This window comes from Clostridium punense (genome assembly GCF_017874425.1).
In the GTDB taxonomy this organism is placed as follows: Bacteria; Bacillota; Clostridia; order Clostridiales; family Clostridiaceae; genus Clostridium_J; species Clostridium_J punense.
In genome coordinates this window covers 119,309-140,889 of the sequence record NZ_JAGGLL010000008.1, presented here as the reverse complement: position 1 = coordinate 140,889, position 21,581 = coordinate 119,309, and the positions used below count along the sequence as shown (strand labels likewise).

Below are 21,581 nucleotides of genomic sequence, written 5' to 3'. Positions count from 1 at the left end.
CCACTAAGTAATGATGAAGCTCATTTCGGGAAACTGCTTTGGAAGTAGATTTATATTCTTACCTAGCCCATTAGCTAAAAGAATGTTTTCAGCCCATAGAGAAGCTGGCTGCCTTTAAGCTTCATAAATGTTGTTAAAAACAAAAAAACTGTAAGAAGCTCTTCTGTTCTTACAGTTCCAAAATCCTTTATTACTCTATATGTTTCAATTATATAACTACCTTTACATTAAGAATAAAACACAATTTTTAATTATCTATAATGTAAAAAACATATTAAAGTATATAAATTATAATTTATTGAAGTATGATATAGCAAAAATCTAGGAATATTAATAAACTCTTCTTATTATAATTATATATTTTTTGAAGTTGTCTAAAGCTTTCCTAAAAATTTAACCCTAATATTTCAAAATACATTGATTGAATTGTAGAATATAATGTTGAAATATACCATAAATTATAACCTTGAATTTCAGTAAAGTATCTTAAAATAACAAGTCAAAGATTTGATGAATATTTAAAGTTCACAAGCAAGCTTGTGCCGACAAGGAAACAGCCTTTTTAGATTGTAGGGATAGCTAAAGGTCTGTTAACCTAGTTAACGGAAAATAAACAATCATCCTAACTCATTTATTTTGAAGATACCTGAGGTAAGTTACTTCTAAATGCCTTATTTCATAAAGAGCATAACAATAAAACCTAACCTAATTAGGTAAATTAAAACTCATTACAAAATACATATTAAATTAAAATAATCTTTAAATTATACTTTAATCAATATTAGCAATTAGCTGGTGTCATAACTTACGCTCTCCTTTCAACATTTTTACTATTAAATAATTTTATATCTAATAAGCCCTCAAAGCTTTATTATAAATATATTTTATCAACTTTATGTAGTACATAAAACCTCCATCTTATTTCATAAAAAAGAGTGAGGCAGTGTCAAGTAACTTCTCTATCCTCAGTGTACATTTTCTCTGGAATTAACTATTTTTTAACCTAAATACCTAGTAATATTGTTACCCAATATATTCCAAAGCTAAAGATTCCTTCTAAATAAACGAAATTTATCTTGTAGACTTTATCCATAAATTATCTTTTTAACTACATCTAGTATATTCGCACAATAAAAGGAGGACCAACTTTAGTGAAAATTACTTTTAAAACAGTCTTATCACATATTACATATCTTTTTATTCTTTTGGGGTGTTTTTTTGTGATTAATAAAATCCCTTCATTCACACCTCCCGTTATACTTGTTATTAAGTATTTATCATATATAGTTTTTGGATTAGGCATCATCTTAAGCATTCGCTTTAATCGAGGAAGAGTTTTCCTCATAATTTTGCTACTTACCTTATCTGAATTGTTTTTAAACTACTATTCAAGATTATCAATAACCAGTACAACTTATTATCAAATTCTTTATCTCTCAATATGCATTCTTATACCTATTAATATTGTTATTTTCTCGCACTTAAAGGAGAGAGGATTATTCTCCATGTGGGGTAAAATACGTATTTCGTTTATACTAATTGAGTTGTTTGTTATACATAAAATTGCTATGTTAGATAATTCATTGATATATAAGATTTTAAATTTTAAAATTATTAATATCCCTTTAGATAAAGCTTTTATGAATCAAACTGTTTTACTAATATTCTTATTAGCTGTGATATTTTTAATAATAAAAGCATATGTGAAAAAAAATATCTTTGCAGTTCAATTAGTGGGCGTCCTTATTTCCGTTTTCATAGCTCTCTTTTTCATCAATGATAAATTATCTTTTTCTATATTTTTAAGTGCTGCTGGCTTAATGTTAATTATCAGCATTATTGAAGACTCCTATTCTATGGCATATCTTGATGAACTTACGGGAATTCCTTCTCGTCGTGCTCTTAGGGAAGACTTGCTGAAACTAGGAACTAAATATGTTATTGCAATGGTAGATATTGATTTTTTTAAAAAATTTAATGATAAATATGGACATGATGTTGGGGATGATGTTTTAAAGTTGGTAGCTTCTAACTTAACCCAAGTCACAGGAGGTGGTAAGGCTTTTCGTTATGGTGGAGAAGAGTTTACAATTCTCTTTCCAGGTAAATCTATAAACGATGCACTACCTCATTTAGAAAGCTTACGTGAACAAATTTCTAAAGCAGCATACACAAAAAAATCCACAAAAGGTCAAAAATCAAAAGGTAAGTCTACAAATTCAAGTAAATTATTTGTTACTATAAGTATTGGAGTATGTGAAAAAAGTAGTAAATTCAAACAGCCACAGGATGTAATAAAAGGAGCTGATAAAGCTCTATACAGAGCTAAGAAAAAAGGCAGAAACTGTGTAAGCAAATAAAACTTCCCTATAGATTTTATGTACGTCACTGACAAATCAAGCAAGAACATTAGGCTTTTTAATATATACTGATAAATAGGTTGCTGAATGTGCATTTATTATTTATCAAGCTTAAAGAATATTATAATCCTCTTTAATAGAACAAAAGGGAAAAGGATATGTTCATGAGACTACCCTTAACATGATAGAAAGCTATCTAAATTGGGTTATATACCTTTCTAAGAGTTATTGATGTTAGTATAGCCTATATACAGTAGTATTAGGTTATACTAACTATACATAAATGCCTAATTGATTTACTATAAAGCTTCTACTGGAAAGGAGAATTTTACATGGCTATAACTGTCATTGAAGCAACAAAACTTGAAACCTTTAAAAACTTTAAATTAATTTCAGGCATCAGTGGACTAAACAGAGAAGTTGAGAAAGTTGGCATACTTGATTGGGAATTCTTCTCCAAATCTGAGTGGGTCTTTAATGAAGGTGAATTTGTTCTTTCTAGTCTTTTATTTGCAAAGGATAACCCAGAATTCATATTAGAAGCTATTAAAGAATTAGTTAAAGATGGTGCTAGCGGTTTAGCCTTCAAAAATATTTATTATAATGAGCTCCCCATGGAAGTTATAGATTACTCAAATGAAAATTCCTTTCCTATATTTGTCTTTGATAATAGTGTTTATTTTGAAGATATTATCACAGAGGTAATGGATAGAATAAGGTTTTCAGAAAATCATGAACTACTGGAATCCAAAATTGATATTCTTATTAAAAAGAGTTTAAATAAAAACACGGTAGAAGAAATTGCCTTAGAAATTAACAGCAGCTTTAAAGAAAACTTCTTTGTGGTTTATTGCAGGAATAAAAAATTTATTCATAGTGATGCTTTAATCAGCTTTATGGAAAGCCTAAAAAGAAAAAAGAAAATTGGACTTCACAGCACTGCCTTGAAGTATAGAAATGGAATACTAATTATTTTTACAGAGGATAGGATAGAGCTAAAAAACTTTAAAAACAATGTAGATTACCTAATAAATACCCTTAGCATTCAGGTGCCAGATTACTATATTGGAGTAAGCAACCTCCATTCCACTCTTGTAGAACTAGATCAAGGCATAAAGGAGAGCCTTTTCGCTCAAAAAAGTGGGGAGGTTTCTGCCCTATCCTTTAATTATTTTAGTGACATTGGAATCTTTAGCATCCTTATGCCCTTTATAGATGAAACTTGGATACATAGCTTTTACAAAAGAATAATAGATCCTATTAAAAGTTATGATGAAAAATATAATACTGAGCTCTTTCCTACGGCCATAAAATATATTGAAAATGACGGAAAAATAATTGAAACCTCAAAAGCCTTATTTTTACATAAGAACACAATCAGATACAGAATAGGTAAAATAAAAGAGCTGTTAAACATGGAGGCTTGCGAAGGAAGCTTCTATGAGCAGCTATCAATTGCAGTAAAGCTGTATAAGATATATAATTTATAAACTGAAATAACCAACTCTGAGGTATTTGAAATAAATAATAAGCTAAAGCTGTGAAGTATATTTTAAGTTCCACAAGGAATCAGGTGACCCAGTATTGCACAAAATAGATGAGCCTACTAACTTATTTCTTTAAGTTACCTAAGTTTACATATTATTTCATATTCACTATAAAAATCTTAAAAGACTTAAGAACCTATGGAATCAAATATTTCTAAGGTTCTTTTTATATTTTCAAGTTTAATGAAAATAAAATTGTACAAAGTACAAAAACTTATAACTATATTTATATTTTATACAAGGAATTAAAGTAAAAAAAATGGTATGATTAAAGTAATGAAAAAATCTTAGTGTAGTAAAGGAGATTATTAGATGAACAATAAAAGCTTAACCGCCAACCTGCTTTTAATTCTTACAGCTGCAATATGGGGATTTGCCTTTGTTGCACAAAGAGTTGGTTCCCAATATGTAGGGGCCTTCACCTTCAATGGAATTAGATTTGCTCTTGGAGCCCTATCACTAATACCCTTAATTATCTTTTTGGATAAAAGAAAAGATAAAATTGAAGAAAGTAAAGAAAAGCAAAACTTTAAAAACACTCTAATACCTGGAATTTTAGTGGGTACGATTTTATATATAGGTGCAACGCTTCAACAAGTGGGACTTTTCTATACAACTGTAGGAAACGCAAGCTTTATTACTGGACTTTACATGGTGTTTGTACCAATTATCGGTATATTTTTAAAGCATAAAATTAGTAAAAACTCCTGGATTGGAGTTGTACTTGCAATTATAGGACTTTATCTTTTAAGCATAAATGAAAATTTCAGCATAAGCTATGGTGATTTTCTTGAGGTAATTGGAGCTATCTTCTGGGCCATTCACATTTTAACAATAGATAACTTTACAAAACGAGTAAATCCTTTAAAGCTTTCTTTTATACAATTTGCAACTTGCTCAATTTTGAGTGTTATAACAGCTTTCATTTTTGAAGATATAACAATGACTGGTATTTCTAGCGCTTTAATACCTATACTTTACGGTGGACTGCTTTCAGTAGGAGTAGCCTATACCCTTCAGGTAGTGGCACAAAAGAATGCTAAACCTTCTCATGCTGCAATTATATTAAGTATGGAATCGGTTTTTGGTGCCATTGGTGGTGCCATTCTTCTTGGAGAAAGTATGAGTGGCAGAGGATATGTAGGTTGCGGTCTTATCCTTGCAGGAATACTTGTGTCACAGATAAACTTTTCTTCGGAAAAAGCACTGGTTGGTGAGACAGTGGATTAAAAAACTCTTTATCTGGTAAATATTTTAAATTACAAAAACCCCCAATCCCTTTTTAGGATTGGGGTTTTTTTTATTAAATAACCCTAATGACTTAAAATACTACAAATTTTTACTTTACATGACAAATAACTTCATTTTTCACCCCAATTAATTCACTTATAATTCCGTATATTATAAATGGTTATTTTTAGCTTAACTAGAATATTATACTCACAAGGATCTTAGTAACATTTTTGTAAGATAACTTTTCTACCTCATCAATTAGCAATACATGGTTAAAATCCAATTTTTACGGAAGAAAAATCATCTTCTAAAGAAACCATACAAAATGAACTTGTTAATTATTAAAGAAATAAAAAGTTTTGAAATTTTTTATGGTACTTTTTTGTGGTTATTTAGACAATCAGTGGGTATGTAAATATTTATTTAAAGTATTTTTAACACAGTTAGTTAAGGAGTTGTTGTTTATATGTTGAAAAATATGCGGAATGGTCAGTATATACCTGGCTTAGATGGACTTCGTGCTTTTGCAGTATTGGCAGTTATTGCTTACCACTTTAATTTAAGTTTTGCAATGGGAGGCTTTTTGGGGGTAGATGTGTTTTTTGTTATATCTGGTTATCTTATAACCTCTAAAATACTATCTCAATTGGAAAAGGGAAATAATTTTAGCTTAAGAGAATTTTGGATTAGACGTATTAGAAGATTGCTACCAGCTGTATATACAATGGTTACAACTACTTTTATATGGGTAACACTTTTTAATAGAAAATTCATAACCACAGTTTTGTCAGATGGATTATCCTCTATAATCTATGGAAGTAACTGGTGGTTCATTTTTCATAAGGTTTCTTATTTTGATAGTTTTAATTCGCCATCCCCACTAAAAAATCTTTGGTCCTTAGCAATAGAAGAACAATTCTATATTATTTGGCCAATTGCTCTATTAATAGGCCTTAAATTTTATAAAAATCGAATTAAATTTGCTAACATTATTTTAATAGTGGCCTTATGTTCAGCACTACTTATGGGTATAATGTATAATCCTTGTTTAGATCCTAGCCGTGTATATTATGGCACAGATACTAGAGGTTTCGAGCTACTTATAGGTTGTTATATGGCTATGATTTTTCCAATAAAAAAAGTTTTGTCCTGTAAAACTCCTACTACAAAAATAAAAACTTTAAATATTACAAGTATGATTACCTTCACTGTGTTTATTCTTAGTGTAATCTTTGTCAATGAATATCAAAGCTTTTTATATAGAGGTGGTATGTTACTACTTAGCTTAAATACAGCAATACTTACAACTTGCATATGTAATCCTAAGAGCAAATTAGGTCGCTTACTTTCTTGGAAACCTCTTAGGTTAATTGGAAAAAGATCCTATGGAATTTATCTTTGGCATTATCCTATTATTATTTTAAGTACTCCACCTTCTCAAATCGGACAAGTTAATGGCTTACGCATTTTTCTTCAGCTTCTTGCTACCTTTATTATTGCAGAGCTTTCTTACCGATACATTGAAATGCCTATACAAAAATATGGATTTAAAAAGTTTTTCAAAAACTATAATCCAGCTTGCAAGTTTCACTTAGGAAAATTAAGCTATTCTAGAGCAATTTCAATTGTAGTAATATTTTCTGTGTTTGTATCAGCTACCCTTTTTAATTCAATTATAGCAAGGGGCAAACAACAAGATTATATGGCTGAACCCCTTCAATCTGAAGTAGTTTCAAAAGATATAAATAAATCTCCTATAGGTGAAAATTCAAAAGTAACCACAATTGAAGAAACAAACTCCGATAAAAAAACTGAACCCTCCTCTTCATCTACTGCTAAATCTTATGATGGAGTACTGGCTATAGGTGATTCTGTGATGTTAGATATTGAGCAAAGCCTTGGTGAAATACATCCTAACATTACTATAGATGGAAAAGTTGGAAGGCAGCTTTTTCAAGCAATTGACTTGGTACCTACATATTCAGCCTTTAATGCTACAAATAAGGCTGTAATCATAGAACTTGGAACAAATTCTTATTTCACCGATAAGCAAATAGATTCTTTACTTGATTCCTTTGAAAAAGCACACATTTATTTAGTTAATGTCCGTGTACCAAGACAATGGGAAAGACAAGTTAACAATGCTTTAAGTAAAGAAGCAGAAGAAAGAAATAATGTAACTTTAATTGATTGGTATTCTTCATCAATTGACCATCCTGAGTATTTCGCAGCTGATGGTGTGCACCTTGAGGCTAAAGGCGTTGAAGTTTTAACTGCTCTTATAGAACAAGCTATAAAGGAAGATAAAAGTTTAAAATAAACTATAAAGGACCATGGAAAATAACTGTTTTACTGTGATTAAGATACAAACCCACCACCTTAAGTTCATGCTTAATGTGGTGGATTATTAATTTAAATTTATAATTAGGTGATGCTGTAAAGGGTTTAAGAATATGAAATCATTCATACTGAACATATTAAAATTCCACCATAGAACCCTATAATATACATATTAATAAGTAATTTAATTATGTTTTTAATGTGTTCAATATAAGATTGCTGATTCAGGGAAGTTTGAAAATCTCCTAGACCTTATTGTATCTTAAAATAACAATACCATTGTCCATAATGTACTCATTTAAATGTAATCTTATTGTTGGATTATTTCCTAAGAACAGTGGTCTTCCTTTGCCTAATATTATAGGAATTATACCAATGATATATTCGTCGATAATGTCTGCTTTAAGGAAACTATCAACAAGAACTCCACCACCAAACAAATATATATCCTTACCTTCCTTTGTTTTTTCCTCTTCAATAACCTTACATATATCTCCACTTATAAAGTGAATATTATCATGATTTTCCATATTCTCTGTGGTTGCTATATATACTTTTTTATTACTAAAATCTTTGTGCATATTTTGATTATAACAGTTTTTACCCATAACTACGGTATCCACTTCTTCTAAAAAATTTTCAAAATCATGCTTTTTTTCAGTATTTAGTGTATCATCCCCATCTCCTACTATCCAGTCATATCCACCATCTTCAGACGCTATATAACCATCAAGACTCACTGCTAAATTTAAAATAATCTTTCTTTTCATTATAATTCCTCCCCTATTTGAATATTGTATTTTTAGTTTTATAATAATTAATATTGTCCTTTGATTCATAACTTATTATAGGTTATAATAGTTGACATCCTATGTCATATATTAGGAGGAAGATTATGAGAGCAGATAGATTAATTTCCATATTAATGTTATTACAAATACATAAAAAGTTAACTGCTTCTGAACTATCAGAAAGACTTGAGGTATCTGTTAGAACTATTTACAGAGACATTGATACTCTTAGTGGTATTGGAGTTCCCATAGTAGCTGATAAAGGTATAAATGGAGGAATTAAACTTATAGGAAACTACAAAACTTCCATTACTGGAATAAATAAAAATGAGCTTTTCTCTTTATTCCTTCCAACGGGAGATAAAATCTTAGAGGATTTAGGTATAGAAAAGCTTAAAGATTCTACAATACTCAAAATTTTAGGAGAAACTTCAACAGAGGACTTAAGAGAATTTGAAAACCTTCAAAATTATATTTATATAGATATGAATACTTGGAACGAACCTAACACAATCTTAAATACAAATACCCTTTCATTACTTCAAAATGCCATCTGGAATTCTAAAGTATTAAAAATAATATACAGAAAAACAGAAGAAGTAAAAGAAGTAAAATTAGAACCGCTGGGCTTAGTTTGTAAACGTGGTACTTGGTATTTAGTTGCAATAAATAATCACATTATTAAAACCTATAAAGTTACTTCTATTGAGTCAGCTTTGCTAATGCCAAATACCTTTACTAGGCCAGATAACTTTAATTTAAAGAGTTATTGGATAGACTCTACAAACAACTTTAAAAGTTTAATTCCAAAATACACTTTTACCTTTAAAGTTAATCCCAAGGTGCTAAACAATATAAAAGAAAGACCCTTTATAACTATATCTGAAACTATGCATAAAGATGATGATATTTATCTTAAAATTAAATTTGATTCCCTTTGGCAAGGGGTAGAATTTGCCTTTGGATATGGGAAATCCATAAAAATAATTGAGCCCTTAGAGGCTATCTCTGAAATTAAAAGAAAAGCTGAAGAAGTTCTTGAGTTGTACTAAAACTGAATTTACCTCAAAGAGTTTACTGCTTATTATTCCTATATATATATAAATCCTTATTAGCAATGATTTCCTATTAAATATTTAATTATGCTTATTAAATGATAATTATTATTGATTAAATAAGAATTTTTTGGTAAACTATTTATATAGAATAGATATATATATTAATAGGTAATGATTATTTTTAAATGGAATAATATTTTTTTAGTTTGGAGGTTTTTTTATGATTAATTGGTTTACAGGACTAGACCCAGTGTTTCAAGCACTTTTAGCAACACTTTTCACCTGGTTTGTAACTGCATTAGGGTCAGCCTTAGTTTTTGTTTTTAAGACTATAAATAAAAAAGTACTTAATGGAATGTTAGGCTTTGCGGCTGGAGTTATGATTGCTGCAAGTTTTTGGTCTTTATTGGAACCCTCTATTGAAATGGCAGAGCAATCAGGTACTCCTGCTTGGTTACCTGCAGTTGTTGGTTTTCTAGCTGGAGGAGCTTTCCTTTGGACTGTAGATAAAGTAATACCTCATCTTCATATTGGAACACCTACTGATAAGGCGGAGGGTGTAAAAACTGGTTGGCAAAGAAGTGTTTTATTGGTACTTGCAATTACCCTTCATAATATTCCTGAGGGATTAGCAGTAGGAGTAGCCTTTGGAGCAATAGCTGCAAATTTACCATCTGCCTCCTTAGCTGGAGCAATAGCATTAGCTCTTGGAATAGGACTTCAAAACTTTCCAGAAGGAGCAGCAGTTTCTATACCTCTTAGAAGAGAAGGATTATCTAGAACTAAAAGCTTTTTATACGGGCAAGCATCAGGAATTGTTGAACCCATAGCTGGTGTAATAGGTGCAATTGCAGTTATTGGAATGAAGTCTATACTTCCATATGCATTATCCTTTGCTGCAGGAGCAATGATATATGTAGTAGTTGAAGAATTAATACCAGAATCCCAGTTAGAGCGAAAATCTGATATAGCTACAATAGGAGCCATGATTGGATTTGCTGTGATGATGTTTTTAGATGTGGCTTTAGGATAACTTTAAAGGAATTAAGGATACCAATCCTTAATTCTTTTTATTTGCAAAATAATCCCCTTTTTCACACGACCTTACTTATTCCCACTCTACTATTGAATATTATCCAGCCTTAATAACTGCTTGTTATTGAGGCTTTTATTATTTATTTTACTTATAGTATACACTTTTCTTTTAAAAAAAATCTTCTAAATGATTTGTTAATGTAGTTAATCTCTATACATAGGGAGCCACAATTAAAACTCAACTTATACATGAGTCTTACACTGATTACCTTAATGGTTTATGTGGATGAACGAAATTCATCATGAATAATTTAAAGTTCTACCATGGAACCCTATAAGCACATGGATTACCTATAACTTTTTTATAATCTACAACTACTGAAACTATTAACTTATTGTTATGTCCAAGCATATATAGTAGTAAGAAAATAAATTTAGGCAAAATATAGGAGATGATTAGTATGCCTACATTTGCTTATGTGGCAAATGATAATAATAAAGTTTCAGTTATAGATACAAGTACCAATACAGTGATAAATACTATACAGGTTTTATCTCCTGATAATGTAGTAAAGGCTATTACAATAACTCCAGATGGTAGGTATCTCTATGTGACAAATCTTTATAACGTGGTAGCTGTTATTGATACCTGTTCTAATACCGTTGTAGCTACCATAACTGTTGGGGATTTCCCTACAGGCATAGCAATAACTCCAGAGGGTAGATATGTTTATGTTGCAAACTCAGGTCTTGCAACCTCTACTTCTGGAACTGTATCTGTAATAGACACAGATACAAATTTAGTTGTAGCCACTATACCCGTTGGTAGAGACCCTGTTGGAGTTGCAGTAAATCCAGCTGGAAATTTTGTTTACGTTACCAACGCAAAGTCAGATAATGTTTCTGTTATAGATACCACTACAAATACAGTAATAAACACCATAGCTGTGGGAGATTTTCCGCAAGGTATAGCAATAACCCCAAATGGGAACTTTGCTTATGTGGCAAATCAAGGTCAAAGTTCTTTATCTAATACAGTATCTGTAATAGATTTAAATACTAATACTATGATAGCTACCGTAACTGTTGGCCTTGGTCCTACTAATGTAGCTATAACTCCAAATGGGAATTTTGTTTATGTTACAAACGTTGGTGATAATACGGTTTCTGTTATTAATGTAGCAACAAATACAGTGATTAAGAATATTCCTGTGGGCCCATGCCCTTTTGGTGTAGCAATAACTCCTGATGGCAGCTTAGCTTATATTACAAGAGCTTGTGATAATAAGGTATCTGTCATAGATACCCACACCAATACTGTAGTAGATACTATTACAGTTGGAAATCTTCCTCTTGGAATAGCTATAGGAAATGTTAATTTTCCTTGCCCATCTCCCTTAGATAGAATATGTATTGAAACCACAAGAATCTTTGACTCCTGCACTTTTGAAGTAGAGAAAACAATAAAAGTTCCAGTTTCAAATAAAATTCAAGGCCTTCAATGTGAGGTTTTAGAAAGTAAATGCTCCATATTGAATATAAGTAAAATAGATGAACAGCAGAATTTAGTGGAGGTTAAATTACAAATAAAAGTGCTTCTTCGCATAACAAATAAAGGTTGTAATAACAGCAGCTTTAAAAAAGTAGTATGTTTTAATAAGAATGTTACTCTTATGTTACCTGAAGGTGGAGATTTAAGCTGTGAAGTTAATAGTGCAACTTGTGGGTGTAACCAAATTAGTGAAGGTACAAGAATATGCTGCAATAATAATTCAGACTGTACTGTTAAAGTAACTGCAACAGTTAAATCTAAAAAGCTTGTTCAAGTTGAAGTTCCATTTTTAAGAAGCTGTGAATCAAAACAATGCTCTTCTAATGGAGGTATAAGAATAGCCCCAGGAAAAAGTTATCCATTACCAAGTGTTCCTTCAGAGATAAACAGTATTATGTTTCTTGCAAAGACAGACCAAGGTATGGCTTCTCCTATTATAGTACTTTTTAATGGCTTACCCTTGACTTTTACAACTATAACTGAGGAATTAACACCCTATAAATTAGATTTACCTGGTGGCCCATACCCTGTTGGAAGTGTCTCATTAAATAATCTAGGAACTTCCAGCATCTATATTCGCAATTTAACTACTGAATAACTTTCACAGTCCTATTTAATTATAATTCAAAGCACTAGTAGGAACCAAATAACATCTGTAAATATAAATTTAAATTGTTAAAAGTTCAAAACACCCTTGGCAATACTTTTGCCTTGGGTGTTTTATTTTATTAAACTAATAGTATTCTTTATTTAGCCAATCTCTCATCATAGTTTAATTGAATTAGCATGCCAAAAGGATCTTTTACAATACCATAAGACTCACTGAAAATCACCTTACCTAAAGGAGAAATAACTTTTGTTCTTTGGTCTTGAACCAAGGAATTATAAATCCCTTCAATTTCTTCTTTATCTGCTGACTGTATACAAAGGGATACATTATTACCCAAAAGGTAATCTTCCTTTGGAACCATAGTTTCTTCTGCAATCATTATTTTATGAACACCTACCTGAAGAATAGAATGAGATATCCACTGCTCTTTTCCACTTTCAACCACCATAGTTGGATCCATTCTTGTCATATCCTCATAGGTTACCTTAAAAAGGACCTGTGCCTTTAAATGTTTTGTATAAAAATCAATTGCTTCAGCTCCTCTTCCATTCATTGAAAGAAAAGTAACTACTTCATAATTCATATAAAATCCTCCTTAATAACTTTTTCTACTTAGTTTGTTCAATTTATATTATAATAACTATAGGTTTCAAAAACTGATACTATTGGAGGAAAATATGAAAAAATATGAGTTAATATATAAAATAATAAATTATGTCTATAAAAAAGATCAGTTCACTCTTCAGGATTTAATGAGAGAGTTTGATATCTCTAAAAGTACTGCCCTTCGTTATATTGCAAGTCTTGAAGATATGGGTGTACCTTTATACTCTGAAAAAGGACGATATGGTGGGTATAAGCTGCTAGAAACTTACAAAATTCCACCAATTTCCTTTACTCCACAAGAAACTTATGCTATGTTTTTTGCCATTAAAACAATAGAACTTTTAAAATCAACGCCATTCAAAGCAGAATATAGCACAATACAAGAAAAATTTTTAGGTTCTGTGTCCTCAAAAGTTAAAGCTACACTAGAACAGTTAGGCTCTCGTATCTCCTTTGGCACAGTAAAGATAGCTAACGAATGCCCTATGCTGGAAGATCTTCTTTATGCCATAATGAAGCCTTCTGTTTTAAAAATCCTTTATCAAACACCACAGAAAACCACTGAGCGCCGTATACAGCCCATTGGTATTTTCGCTGATTATGGTAATTGGTATTGCCCTGCCTTTGATGTTGATAAAAATCAGTATAGGATTTTTCGCTGTGACAGAATAAAAAAAATTGAACCACTGAAAGAAAAGCCTGTTGAAAATATAGTAGAACTTGATTTAAACACCCGCCTTGACCTTGTAAAAAAAAGTCCTGAGGCTATTGATTATAAAATTGAAATTTCCAAAGAAGGTAAGGAGATTTACGAAAGATGTAATTTTCCTACCATGTGTCTTCAAGAGGCCAAGAAGGGTTTTCTAATTTCTGGTTGGATTGAAATAGGGGAAATGGAGTTTTTAATCAACTATCTTCATCAATTTGGTAAATATCTTGTTAGTATTTATCCAGAATCTATAAAACAAAATTATCTTGAAAGCCTTGAAGCCATAAAAAACAAAATAAAATAAAGTTCTATAGGATTCCATGATGAAATCCTATAGAACTTAACCTCTTTTACTAATTTCCTCACCTATTAATTCTTTTGAAATATACATTGCATTAATTATTTTCTTTAGACGGGTATGATGATAGGTACCCTCTTGAAATTTTTGCTGAGCTTTTTCACATTTGCTCATAAGTGAAGTTACAGGGGGTAACGCTTTTATCAACTCTTCTTTTGTATATTTTTCAATAATACATTCATCCCCCATTAAGGCTTTTGAAATATACAAGGCTTTTATCCGATTTCTAAGGAGTGTGTGCTGAGAAGTCCCTTCTGGAAACTTTGGATGTATTTTTTCACTTTCATTTATGGCTGAAGCTATAGCTTCTAAGGCTTCTCTTAATTCTTCTTCATTATATTTTTCCATACTTTTCACCTCAAATTCATGTTTTTTTACTTACTAACTCCTCTATATAACTAATCAATTCCTTAGTATTACTCTCAACTTGACCTAGAGATGATAGCAACTCTTTATGAGAGCCTTCTGCTTCTTTCAATAAAGAATGAGAATTTCCATTGCTTTTATTTTTAAGCTTTTTCAGCATATTGCCTATACTCTGAGTACTGTAGACTTCCTCTCTCAAGGCTTTAATAACCCTAAGAAGCTTTATTTCATTTTCTCCATAAACACGATAACCATTTTTCCTTCTTGGAATTTCAATAAGTCCGTATCTCTCCCAGTTTATAATCACATTTTTTGATACCCCAAGGAGTTTTGCTACTCCACTTCTATTCAATGAAATATTCTTTTCTTCTTCTGAATCCTTTTTAATATTTCCTGGATTATTTTCATAACCCTTATTTCATTATTCTTTTCATTTTCTATGTGAGTCAAATGTTCTCTACTTAGCTCTAAAGCTTTTTCTAAATTCCCTTGAGCTGCACTTCTTATGATATTTTTAACCTCAAACCTCATATACCATTTAATGGCTTCACTTCTTAAGGCCAATCTTACAAGTTTCATTTGGTCAAGGTGTGTCTCAGTGAAAGTCCTATACCCATTTTCCTTTCTTGGTACAGGAGCTATGTATCCCCACTTTTCATATAACATAACTGTGTTGGGATGTAGGCCCATTAATCTAGCAATTTCAGAAGTACTATAAATTTTCATTTAATACCTCCCTCTTTGGTTACCTAAACTGTTTTTTCATTATAGCATACTACTAAAACTTTGGTACGATAGTGGAGGGTTTAATATATTAATGTATTAGTAAATAGTTAGAACTTTTTCTTATGGAAAAAGATTCAACTGAACGCAAGAACATTTTAATACAATCTCATAATTTTCATTCAGACATAAAATTAAAGAGTTTTAAATTAGAGGGTCACTATATGTAGTAATGTTAAGTATTGGATTTATAATTGATATTCTGTATAATTAAATAAGAATACAATTATAATTATTGACAGACATTATAACAGTGATATAGGAGAATAATAAAATGATAGATTTATTTAGAGCATTTACTACGAAAGAAGATTTTTTTTATGATGGTGCATTTATTGCTAAAATAAAATATCAACGGTTTCAACCCAAATCAGTTAAGGAAACTTATAAAAATGAAATTGTAAAAAATAGTAGTAGACTTTGTATACTCAACTGTAGTGGATATGCTGATAATAAAATTGCAGAAACACTAACGGTTTATTTAATGATGAATGTAACAATTAAAGAGTCTGTTGAGCCAGAAATTGTTAAAGATACTGGTGTTTTCTGGCGTGATTTTTCAAAAGAAGAAATTGCAGATTTTAGTCATCTAGTAGGGGACACAAATTCCATTCATCTTACAGAAAATCCAGTTGTTCAAGGAATGTTTATTCTAAAAGAACTTTGTGACACAACTCAAACTAATGATATAGAAGTAAAATATATTCATCCTGTTTATGGATGTAATCCAGTTCATATAAAACATGAAGGTAATATTATAAAAGGATTTAGCAATGGAATATTATGCTTCCAAGCAACTATATCTTAAAACCCTTTAAAAAGAAAGTTAGCCAAGGGAAGGTTTGAATTACTTCCCTTAAATAACACTATATTACCAGCACCGGCCTTTAACATAACGAGAAAATAAAGTTGCAAACCTCTAATATAATATAAAAATACCGTAAAATCCATTTCTGGATAGTACGGTATTTTTATATTATTTTATTATTACTGCTTTATATTATAATAAGTGTTCTTATAGTCATTGAATTTAAGAAAATTAGTATACACTTCAATTCAACACTTTCTTTCGCAGTGTAAGTCTTTTCTATAACTTCATGGATAATATTTCTCCTGGCAATCCATCAATTTCACATACCTTTTCTGAAATAAATCCATTATTAATCAAGATTTTTCTTGAAGCAGTATTGTTTGGATCAATAATTGCAGTAAGCTTAATTATTTGAGTCTCCTGTTTTGCTTTTTCAATTAATAATTTAGCAACTTCACTGCCAAATCTTTTACCCCAGTAAACAGGCAAGAACATATATCCAATTTCAGCTTCAGTAGCATTCTTTTCTTTAACTCTTAAGGCTGCAGAGCCCATAAATTTATTAGTTGAGGCTTCAATAACTTTAAAGTTGCCAAGGGATTGATGCAGTTCATTATTGCTTAAAAGCAAATCATAATTATTTCTTGCTTCTTCTAAAGGAATGGCTCTTTCTGTTATCATAGCCATTACATTTTCATCGCTAACCAACTTATAATAATTATCAAAATCCATTGTAGTATATTTTTCTAAATAAATTCTTTTTTCCATTGATTTCATTCCTCTCATTATGAAGTTTGCTTAATAAAGGCATCCTAGCTTATATTTAAAAAGAGTATTAGCAAATTTTAGCCAGCAGCCCAAACTTCAATCTCTATTTTTAGAGAGGTCCATCCTAAAGCAGAAACATAAGAAACTGTCATTGATGGATAATCCTTTTGAAAAAAATCATCCCAAATAGAATCAAAATATACCCAATCAATTTCTTCTGTTGCCAATATATTAACTTTAATAATATTACTTGAATTTAGATTTTGTGTTTTAAGAATAGTATCTATATTTTTAATTGTATTTTTTACTTGCTCATTCATATCTGAAGGAATCTCTTCATTGGAGTCAATCCCTATTTGTCCTGAAAAAACAAATAAATCAGCATCTTTTGATACTCGTGTCACATGACTATAATGTCCCACTGGTTTAGGAACTGGTTCTGGATTATATCTTACTACTAACTTTTCTTTATTATTCATTTTAACTGTCTCCTCTAAAATTATTATTTTATTATTAACCGGTAAAAAAGGGCGCACTTATCCCTTGATTAATAAATTTTAGAAAAAAACAGCAGTAGAATACCCTATGCCAAGTGAAAGACTGTATAATGCTCTTTTTTTCATAAGATATTCCTCCTTTAAAATAATTTTGTATCCTAATTTATCCTATCATTTACAATAATTATTGTCAATTTTTCTCATTTAATCTCATGCTATTTATACTGCTCAAATACGCCAAGCTTATTAGTTTAATTTGGTGAAGGTGTAAAAAGTTTATAACTAAAAATACTTATTTATAAAAAGTACCTTGCATTATTAAGTAATATAATATATACTCATTTATGTAATGTACCTAACATTATTAAGTACATAAAGGAGGGTTGATTTTGAATAAGGAAATGTTGAAAGGAACCATAGATATTCTTATTCTGTGTGTTCTAAATGAAAATGATAACTATGGATATGAAATTTCAAGAGCAATAAAAACAAGAACTGAAGGTAAGTTCGAGATACAAGAGGCAACCTTATACTTGTCTTTAAAAAGATTAGAAAAACAAGAAGCTATTGCTTCCTATTGGGGTGACGAGTCCAGTGGTGGTAGGCGTAAATATTACAAGATTACTGAAAGCGGTATAAATTTAATGAATCAATCAATTAAAGATTGGAAGGAAACAGTTGAAATAGTTGAAAAATTTATCTAGGAGGATTATTTATGAAAAATATTTTAAAAAAGACTTTTAATTTATCGGATATAAAATATTCGTGGCTACTACTACTATCAATGGCAGTTTTTATATTATCTCTATATTTTGAAAAGATTAGTATAAGCATTACCCCATTAACTCAATGGGTAACTTATGGTTCAGCATTTCTTTCAGCAGTAATTTGGAGCGTTTTGAATTATATAGCTCACATAAAGGTTAATGCAAATTATAAAAAATATGATGACATAAAAACTTATGTTGATAACTTAGTAATGAGTAAAAATGACAAACTTGAGCTCATGGCATACTTGGAAGATTTTGCAGCAGACCTTTCGTCACAGGGAAAAACAAAGGCAGAAGCTGTACAGATAGCAATAAACCAGTTTAGAGTACAAGAATTCTCTTCTATTTCCAAAAATAACAGTGTTCTTAATCTGCCAATACATTATTACCTAATAGGTTATGTATTAGTTGATATTACTTTAGTTATTGTTTTAGCACTTCTTGCAAATACAGTATTTCATGGTTATTTCTGGTTATCAGCTTTTGAATTTACCCTTGCCTCATATGGTGTTGGCTTCTTAGGTTTATTCTTCTTATATAAGATTTTTGATGCCGCTATATCAAAAAAAATAAACAGCTAGACGCTGTAATTTTATAAAGCATTCGTATTTTTAGATAAAATTTTAGCTACAAGAAAGGATTACTAGTATGGAAAGTTGGATTATAAATTTTATGGAGCACTTTGGTTATCTTGGTACTTTTCTCATGATCTTATTGGAGAATGTTTTCCCACCTATACCTTCTGAAGTAATTCTTACTTTCGGAGGATTTATGACCACAAATACTGGGATGACAGTTATAGGTGTGGTTACATCCGCAACTGCTGGTTCTGTATCAGGAGCTATTCTTCTTTATGGAATTGGTCGTGTATTTAATGTCAAAAAACTGGAGAAAATAATCATCCGCTTTGGGCACATCCTTAAATTAAAAGTTAGTGATATTGAGAAAGCTAATTCTTGGTTTACTCGCTACGGCTATAAAGCTATTTTTTTCTGCAGAATGGTTCCGCTAATCAGAAGTTTAATTTCAATTCCAGCTGGTATGGCAAGCATGAAGTTCAGCCTCTTTGTGCTTTATACCACAGCAGGAACCTTAATCTGGAACATAATACTGGTTTCTGCAGGTGCCGCACTTGGTGAGTCCTGGGGGGAAATACTAGGATTTATGGATGTGTACTCAAACATCACATATGGAATCTTAGGTCTAGGATTTGTTATTTTCAGTGGATTATGGTTCTTAAAAAGAAAACCTAATTTAAAGGCATAATTAAGCCGTTACAAAGTTATACAGTGCAAAACAAACTTATGAACATAAAAAATCACTAGGAAGATTATCTCCTAGTGACTTTTAATTTTAATTATTAGTTTGAGGATAAATACACTACAGTATTTATATCCGCCTATTTTATATTTGCTAATGCATCTTTCATATATTTATAAAGCTCACCACTGATACCGCTTCCTTTTGCTGCTTGTGGATTGTCTGAGTAATATCTTTCAGCTGAACTTATAATTTCTGTATCTCCTCCTGTAAAAAAATCCATTGCTTCCTTCCATTTTCTTGCTAGGTCAACCACTGTTGGATTATCTACGGATGTGCCCTTTTCCATTTCACATTGGAATAAAGAAATTAATTCACCCCAACTACTAGTATACTTATCTGCTTCACTGCTATTAAGTTCATTATATTGTTTTTTTATAAGGATGATTTGATCTTGTGTAAAGTACTTCTTTTGATTTTTTATTAATTCTATTGAATTAATAAATTGTTCTAAATTAGGTTTTCTCCAGGAGTTGAAAACCGCCCACAATTCCTGTAGCTGACCCTTTAGCTCTTCTTTGAGCTTAATTTCTCCATTTAACCTTTCAATTTGCATTTCTATAATCTCCTTGGGATTATATTCTGGGTTCTCTAAGAATTCTTTTATTTTATCTAAAGAAAAATCCAATTCCTTCAGTGACATAATTTGCTGTAATTTTATTATATCCTCTTCATCATATAAACGATGCCCAGAGCTAGTTCTAGAGGTTGGACTTAAAAGCCCTATTTCATCATAATGGTGAAGAGTTCTTATTGTAAGCCCTGTGAGCTTAGATAGCTCGCCTACCTTCCAGGTTCTATTTTGCAATATAATCACATCCTTCTAAACTTTTATCTATTGTATAAATTTTTTTATATCCTGAGAACTAAAAGAGTGTTTCTTGCCACAAACATTACAAACAATCTCCATGGACTTTTTATTTTCAAATGCATCTACTAACTCTTCTTTACTAAGAGAGTATAGCATAGGGTAAAAAGCTTCTTTTGAGCATCCGCAAAAAAATTGAACTGGATACTGCTCAACTATCTCGATATCTTCAAATAATAAGTACGGTATTTCTTTTAAACTCTCATTGTCCCCTAAGTTTGACAAAATTGAGTGATTTTCAAAAATAGTTTCTTTAATGGCATCAATAAGGTTAGTGGGAGCACCTGGAAGCAATTGAGCCATTATACCTCTACATAATACAATTTCATTATTATCATTATAAACCATATTTATTGAAAAAAATGAATCAGTTTGTTCACTTTGTTTGAAATAATAGGAAAAATCATCAACAATGTTTCCATTGGGCATATCTGTTATGCCAGTAAAAATACTATGCATTCCTAAATCCTTCAGTACTTGGATGCAGCCTGTATGTCCTATTAACTCTTCAATAGATAGATCATCAACATTATCTATTGATACATTTAATAATTCATCACTTATATACCCACGGATATTTCCCATGGAATCAGCATCTGCAAAAATTTTATGCTTTCTATTGCTTGCACTAACCTTTATGCTAACTCTCTGATTTCCTTTTAAGGTTCCAGATATTAAAGTTGCAATTGACACAGTGTTACCTAATGCATCTTTTAAAGTCCTATTAATATTTTTATGATTACAGATTTCCTTTATCATATCTGTACCTTCCAAGAAAAAAATTCTAACTTGTTTGTTATATGCTAATGTTTTTAAAATATAATTGTTCACTTTATTTCAGTCCTTTCTTAAGTTCTTTAGTTTTCTCCTAATTTTTCTATTGATAATTTTCTAAGTTGCCTCTTAATATCTACAGATAACTAGTGTTAATGCTTAAGCTACGCATAAGTCCTTCCCTAGTTCACTTAAAGGTTTATGGAAAATAATAATTTGAAAATAACCTGATGGAATCCATATCTTACGTAAGGTTATATAACATAGTAAATAAATCTTACAACCTAACGTAAGGTGAGGTGCAAGAGTTTTTATCTAATAATTTTTATTTTCTTCTCCATTAACAAAAATTAGTAAGTCTAAACTCTATTAAACCTAAATGAAGGCAAGGTGGTAGTATGTTCAACTATTATTAAAAAATCTAT

Annotated in this window: 21 protein-coding genes; 12 read left to right on the top strand and 9 right to left on the bottom strand. The window is 30.6% G+C overall.

Annotated features, from left to right (window positions below; all coding sequences use genetic code 11):
- Window positions 1-1,220: 1,220 nt before the first annotated feature.
- The 4 genes from J2Z44_RS06780 to J2Z44_RS06765 all read left to right on the top strand — a co-directional run bounded on the left by J2Z44_RS06780 (window position 1,221) and on the right by J2Z44_RS06765 (window position 7,460).
- Complete coding sequence (locus J2Z44_RS06780) at window positions 1,221-2,360, top strand: GGDEF domain-containing protein (protein ID WP_342591459.1); 1,140 nt, start codon at window positions 1,221-1,223, stop codon at window positions 2,358-2,360.
- Between the two features lie 332 nt (window positions 2,361-2,692).
- Entirely contained in the window at window positions 2,693-3,850 is a 1,158-nt protein-coding gene (locus tag J2Z44_RS06775; protein WP_021283787.1) for a PucR family transcriptional regulator, read from the top strand.
- 369 nt (window positions 3,851-4,219) lie between these two features.
- A complete protein-coding gene (locus J2Z44_RS06770) occupies window positions 4,220-5,137 on the top strand; it encodes a DMT family transporter (protein ID WP_021283788.1) in 918 nt (305 codons plus the stop codon).
- 469 nt (window positions 5,138-5,606) lie between these two features.
- Window positions 5,607-7,460 carry an acyltransferase family protein gene (locus J2Z44_RS06765; protein ID WP_209649434.1) on the top strand — a complete coding sequence of 618 codons (1,854 nt, stop codon included), beginning with the start codon at window positions 5,607-5,609 and terminating at the stop codon, window positions 7,458-7,460.
- 265 nt (window positions 7,461-7,725) lie between these two features.
- Here J2Z44_RS06765 and J2Z44_RS06760 read toward each other — a convergent pair whose 3' ends face one another.
- On the bottom strand, window positions 7,726-8,250 hold the full coding sequence (locus J2Z44_RS06760) for a dihydrofolate reductase family protein (RefSeq protein ID WP_021283791.1): 525 nt from the start codon (window positions 8,248-8,250) through the stop codon (window positions 7,726-7,728).
- A 125-nt stretch (window positions 8,251-8,375) separates the two neighbouring features.
- On the opposite strand from J2Z44_RS06760, the gene J2Z44_RS06755 reads away from it, so the two are divergent.
- The 3 genes from J2Z44_RS06755 (at window position 8,376) to J2Z44_RS06745 (ending at window position 12,514) form a co-directional block, all read left to right on the top strand.
- Window positions 8,376-9,323 carry a helix-turn-helix transcriptional regulator gene (locus J2Z44_RS06755; RefSeq protein ID WP_021283792.1) on the top strand — a complete coding sequence of 316 codons (948 nt, stop codon included), beginning with the start codon at window positions 8,376-8,378 and terminating at the stop codon, window positions 9,321-9,323.
- Window positions 9,324-9,552: 229 nt separating this feature from the next.
- On the top strand, window positions 9,553-10,362 hold the full coding sequence (locus J2Z44_RS06750) for a ZIP family metal transporter (protein WP_031271556.1): 810 nt from the start codon (window positions 9,553-9,555) through the stop codon (window positions 10,360-10,362).
- Window positions 10,363-10,825: 463 nt separating this feature from the next.
- Window positions 10,826-12,514 (top strand): beta-propeller fold lactonase family protein, encoded by a 1,689-nt coding sequence (locus J2Z44_RS06745; RefSeq protein WP_021283794.1) that lies wholly within the window; start codon window positions 10,826-10,828, stop codon window positions 12,512-12,514.
- A 148-nt stretch (window positions 12,515-12,662) separates the two neighbouring features.
- Here the strand turns inward: J2Z44_RS06745 and J2Z44_RS06740 are convergent, their stop codons facing one another.
- The gene (locus J2Z44_RS06740) at window positions 12,663-13,109 is read right to left on the bottom strand and encodes a VOC family protein (protein ID WP_021283795.1); all 447 of its coding nucleotides are present in this window, start codon (window positions 13,107-13,109) and stop codon (window positions 12,663-12,665) included.
- 94 nt (window positions 13,110-13,203) lie between these two features.
- Between J2Z44_RS06740 and J2Z44_RS06735 the strand changes: the two genes are divergently transcribed.
- Complete coding sequence (locus J2Z44_RS06735) at window positions 13,204-14,145, top strand: helix-turn-helix transcriptional regulator (protein ID WP_021283796.1); 942 nt, start codon at window positions 13,204-13,206, stop codon at window positions 14,143-14,145.
- 36 nt (window positions 14,146-14,181) lie between these two features.
- On the opposite strand, the gene J2Z44_RS06730 is transcribed toward J2Z44_RS06735, so the two are convergent.
- The 3 genes from J2Z44_RS06730 to J2Z44_RS21470 are packed head-to-tail and all read right to left on the bottom strand — an operon-like array spanning window position 14,182 to window position 15,291.
- Window positions 14,182-14,547, bottom strand: coding sequence for a hypothetical protein (locus J2Z44_RS06730; RefSeq protein WP_021283797.1), 366 nt, complete (start codon window positions 14,545-14,547; stop codon window positions 14,182-14,184).
- Window positions 14,548-14,563: 16 nt separating this feature from the next.
- Window positions 14,564-14,872 (bottom strand): helix-turn-helix domain-containing protein, encoded by a 309-nt coding sequence (locus J2Z44_RS21475; RefSeq protein ID WP_342591458.1) that lies wholly within the window; start codon window positions 14,870-14,872, stop codon window positions 14,564-14,566.
- 41 nt (window positions 14,873-14,913) lie between these two features.
- Window positions 14,914-15,291 carry a MerR family transcriptional regulator gene (locus J2Z44_RS21470; RefSeq protein WP_021283799.1) on the bottom strand — a complete coding sequence of 126 codons (378 nt, stop codon included), beginning with the start codon at window positions 15,289-15,291 and terminating at the stop codon, window positions 14,914-14,916.
- Window positions 15,292-15,622: 331 nt separating this feature from the next.
- On the opposite strand from J2Z44_RS21470, the gene J2Z44_RS06720 reads away from it, so the two are divergent.
- Window positions 15,623-16,156, top strand: coding sequence for a MaoC family dehydratase (locus tag J2Z44_RS06720; protein ID WP_021283800.1), 534 nt, complete (start codon window positions 15,623-15,625; stop codon window positions 16,154-16,156).
- Between the two features lie 279 nt (window positions 16,157-16,435).
- Here J2Z44_RS06720 and J2Z44_RS06715 read toward each other — a convergent pair whose 3' ends face one another.
- Both J2Z44_RS06715 and J2Z44_RS06710 read right to left on the bottom strand, forming a co-directional pair.
- Complete coding sequence (locus tag J2Z44_RS06715; protein ID WP_021283802.1) at window positions 16,436-16,927, bottom strand: GNAT family N-acetyltransferase; 492 nt, start codon at window positions 16,925-16,927, stop codon at window positions 16,436-16,438.
- Between the two features lie 77 nt (window positions 16,928-17,004).
- Window positions 17,005-17,406, bottom strand: a complete 402-nt coding sequence (locus J2Z44_RS06710; protein WP_021283803.1) for a RidA family protein — start codon at window positions 17,404-17,406, stop codon at window positions 17,005-17,007.
- A gap of 407 nt (window positions 17,407-17,813) precedes the next feature.
- On the opposite strand from J2Z44_RS06710, the gene J2Z44_RS06705 reads away from it, so the two are divergent.
- From J2Z44_RS06705 to J2Z44_RS06695, 3 genes are all read left to right on the top strand, one after another.
- Window positions 17,814-18,128 carry a PadR family transcriptional regulator gene (locus J2Z44_RS06705; RefSeq protein WP_021283804.1) on the top strand — a complete coding sequence of 105 codons (315 nt, stop codon included), beginning with the start codon at window positions 17,814-17,816 and terminating at the stop codon, window positions 18,126-18,128.
- An 11-nt stretch (window positions 18,129-18,139) separates the two neighbouring features.
- Window positions 18,140-18,775: a hypothetical protein gene (locus J2Z44_RS06700; protein WP_021283805.1), complete on the top strand. Its 636-nt coding sequence runs from the start codon at window positions 18,140-18,142 to the stop codon at window positions 18,773-18,775.
- A 67-nt stretch (window positions 18,776-18,842) separates the two neighbouring features.
- On the top strand, window positions 18,843-19,460 hold the full coding sequence (locus J2Z44_RS06695; protein WP_021283806.1) for a DedA family protein: 618 nt from the start codon (window positions 18,843-18,845) through the stop codon (window positions 19,458-19,460).
- 133 nt (window positions 19,461-19,593) lie between these two features.
- Here the strand turns inward: J2Z44_RS06695 and J2Z44_RS06690 are convergent, their stop codons facing one another.
- Complete coding sequence (locus J2Z44_RS06690; protein WP_021283807.1) at window positions 19,594-20,322, bottom strand: MerR family transcriptional regulator; 729 nt, start codon at window positions 20,320-20,322, stop codon at window positions 19,594-19,596.
- A gap of 27 nt (window positions 20,323-20,349) precedes the next feature.
- Window positions 20,350-21,213: an Hsp33 family molecular chaperone HslO gene (locus tag J2Z44_RS06685; protein WP_209649433.1), complete on the bottom strand. Its 864-nt coding sequence runs from the start codon at window positions 21,211-21,213 to the stop codon at window positions 20,350-20,352.
- Window positions 21,214-21,581: the final 368 nt, after the last annotated feature.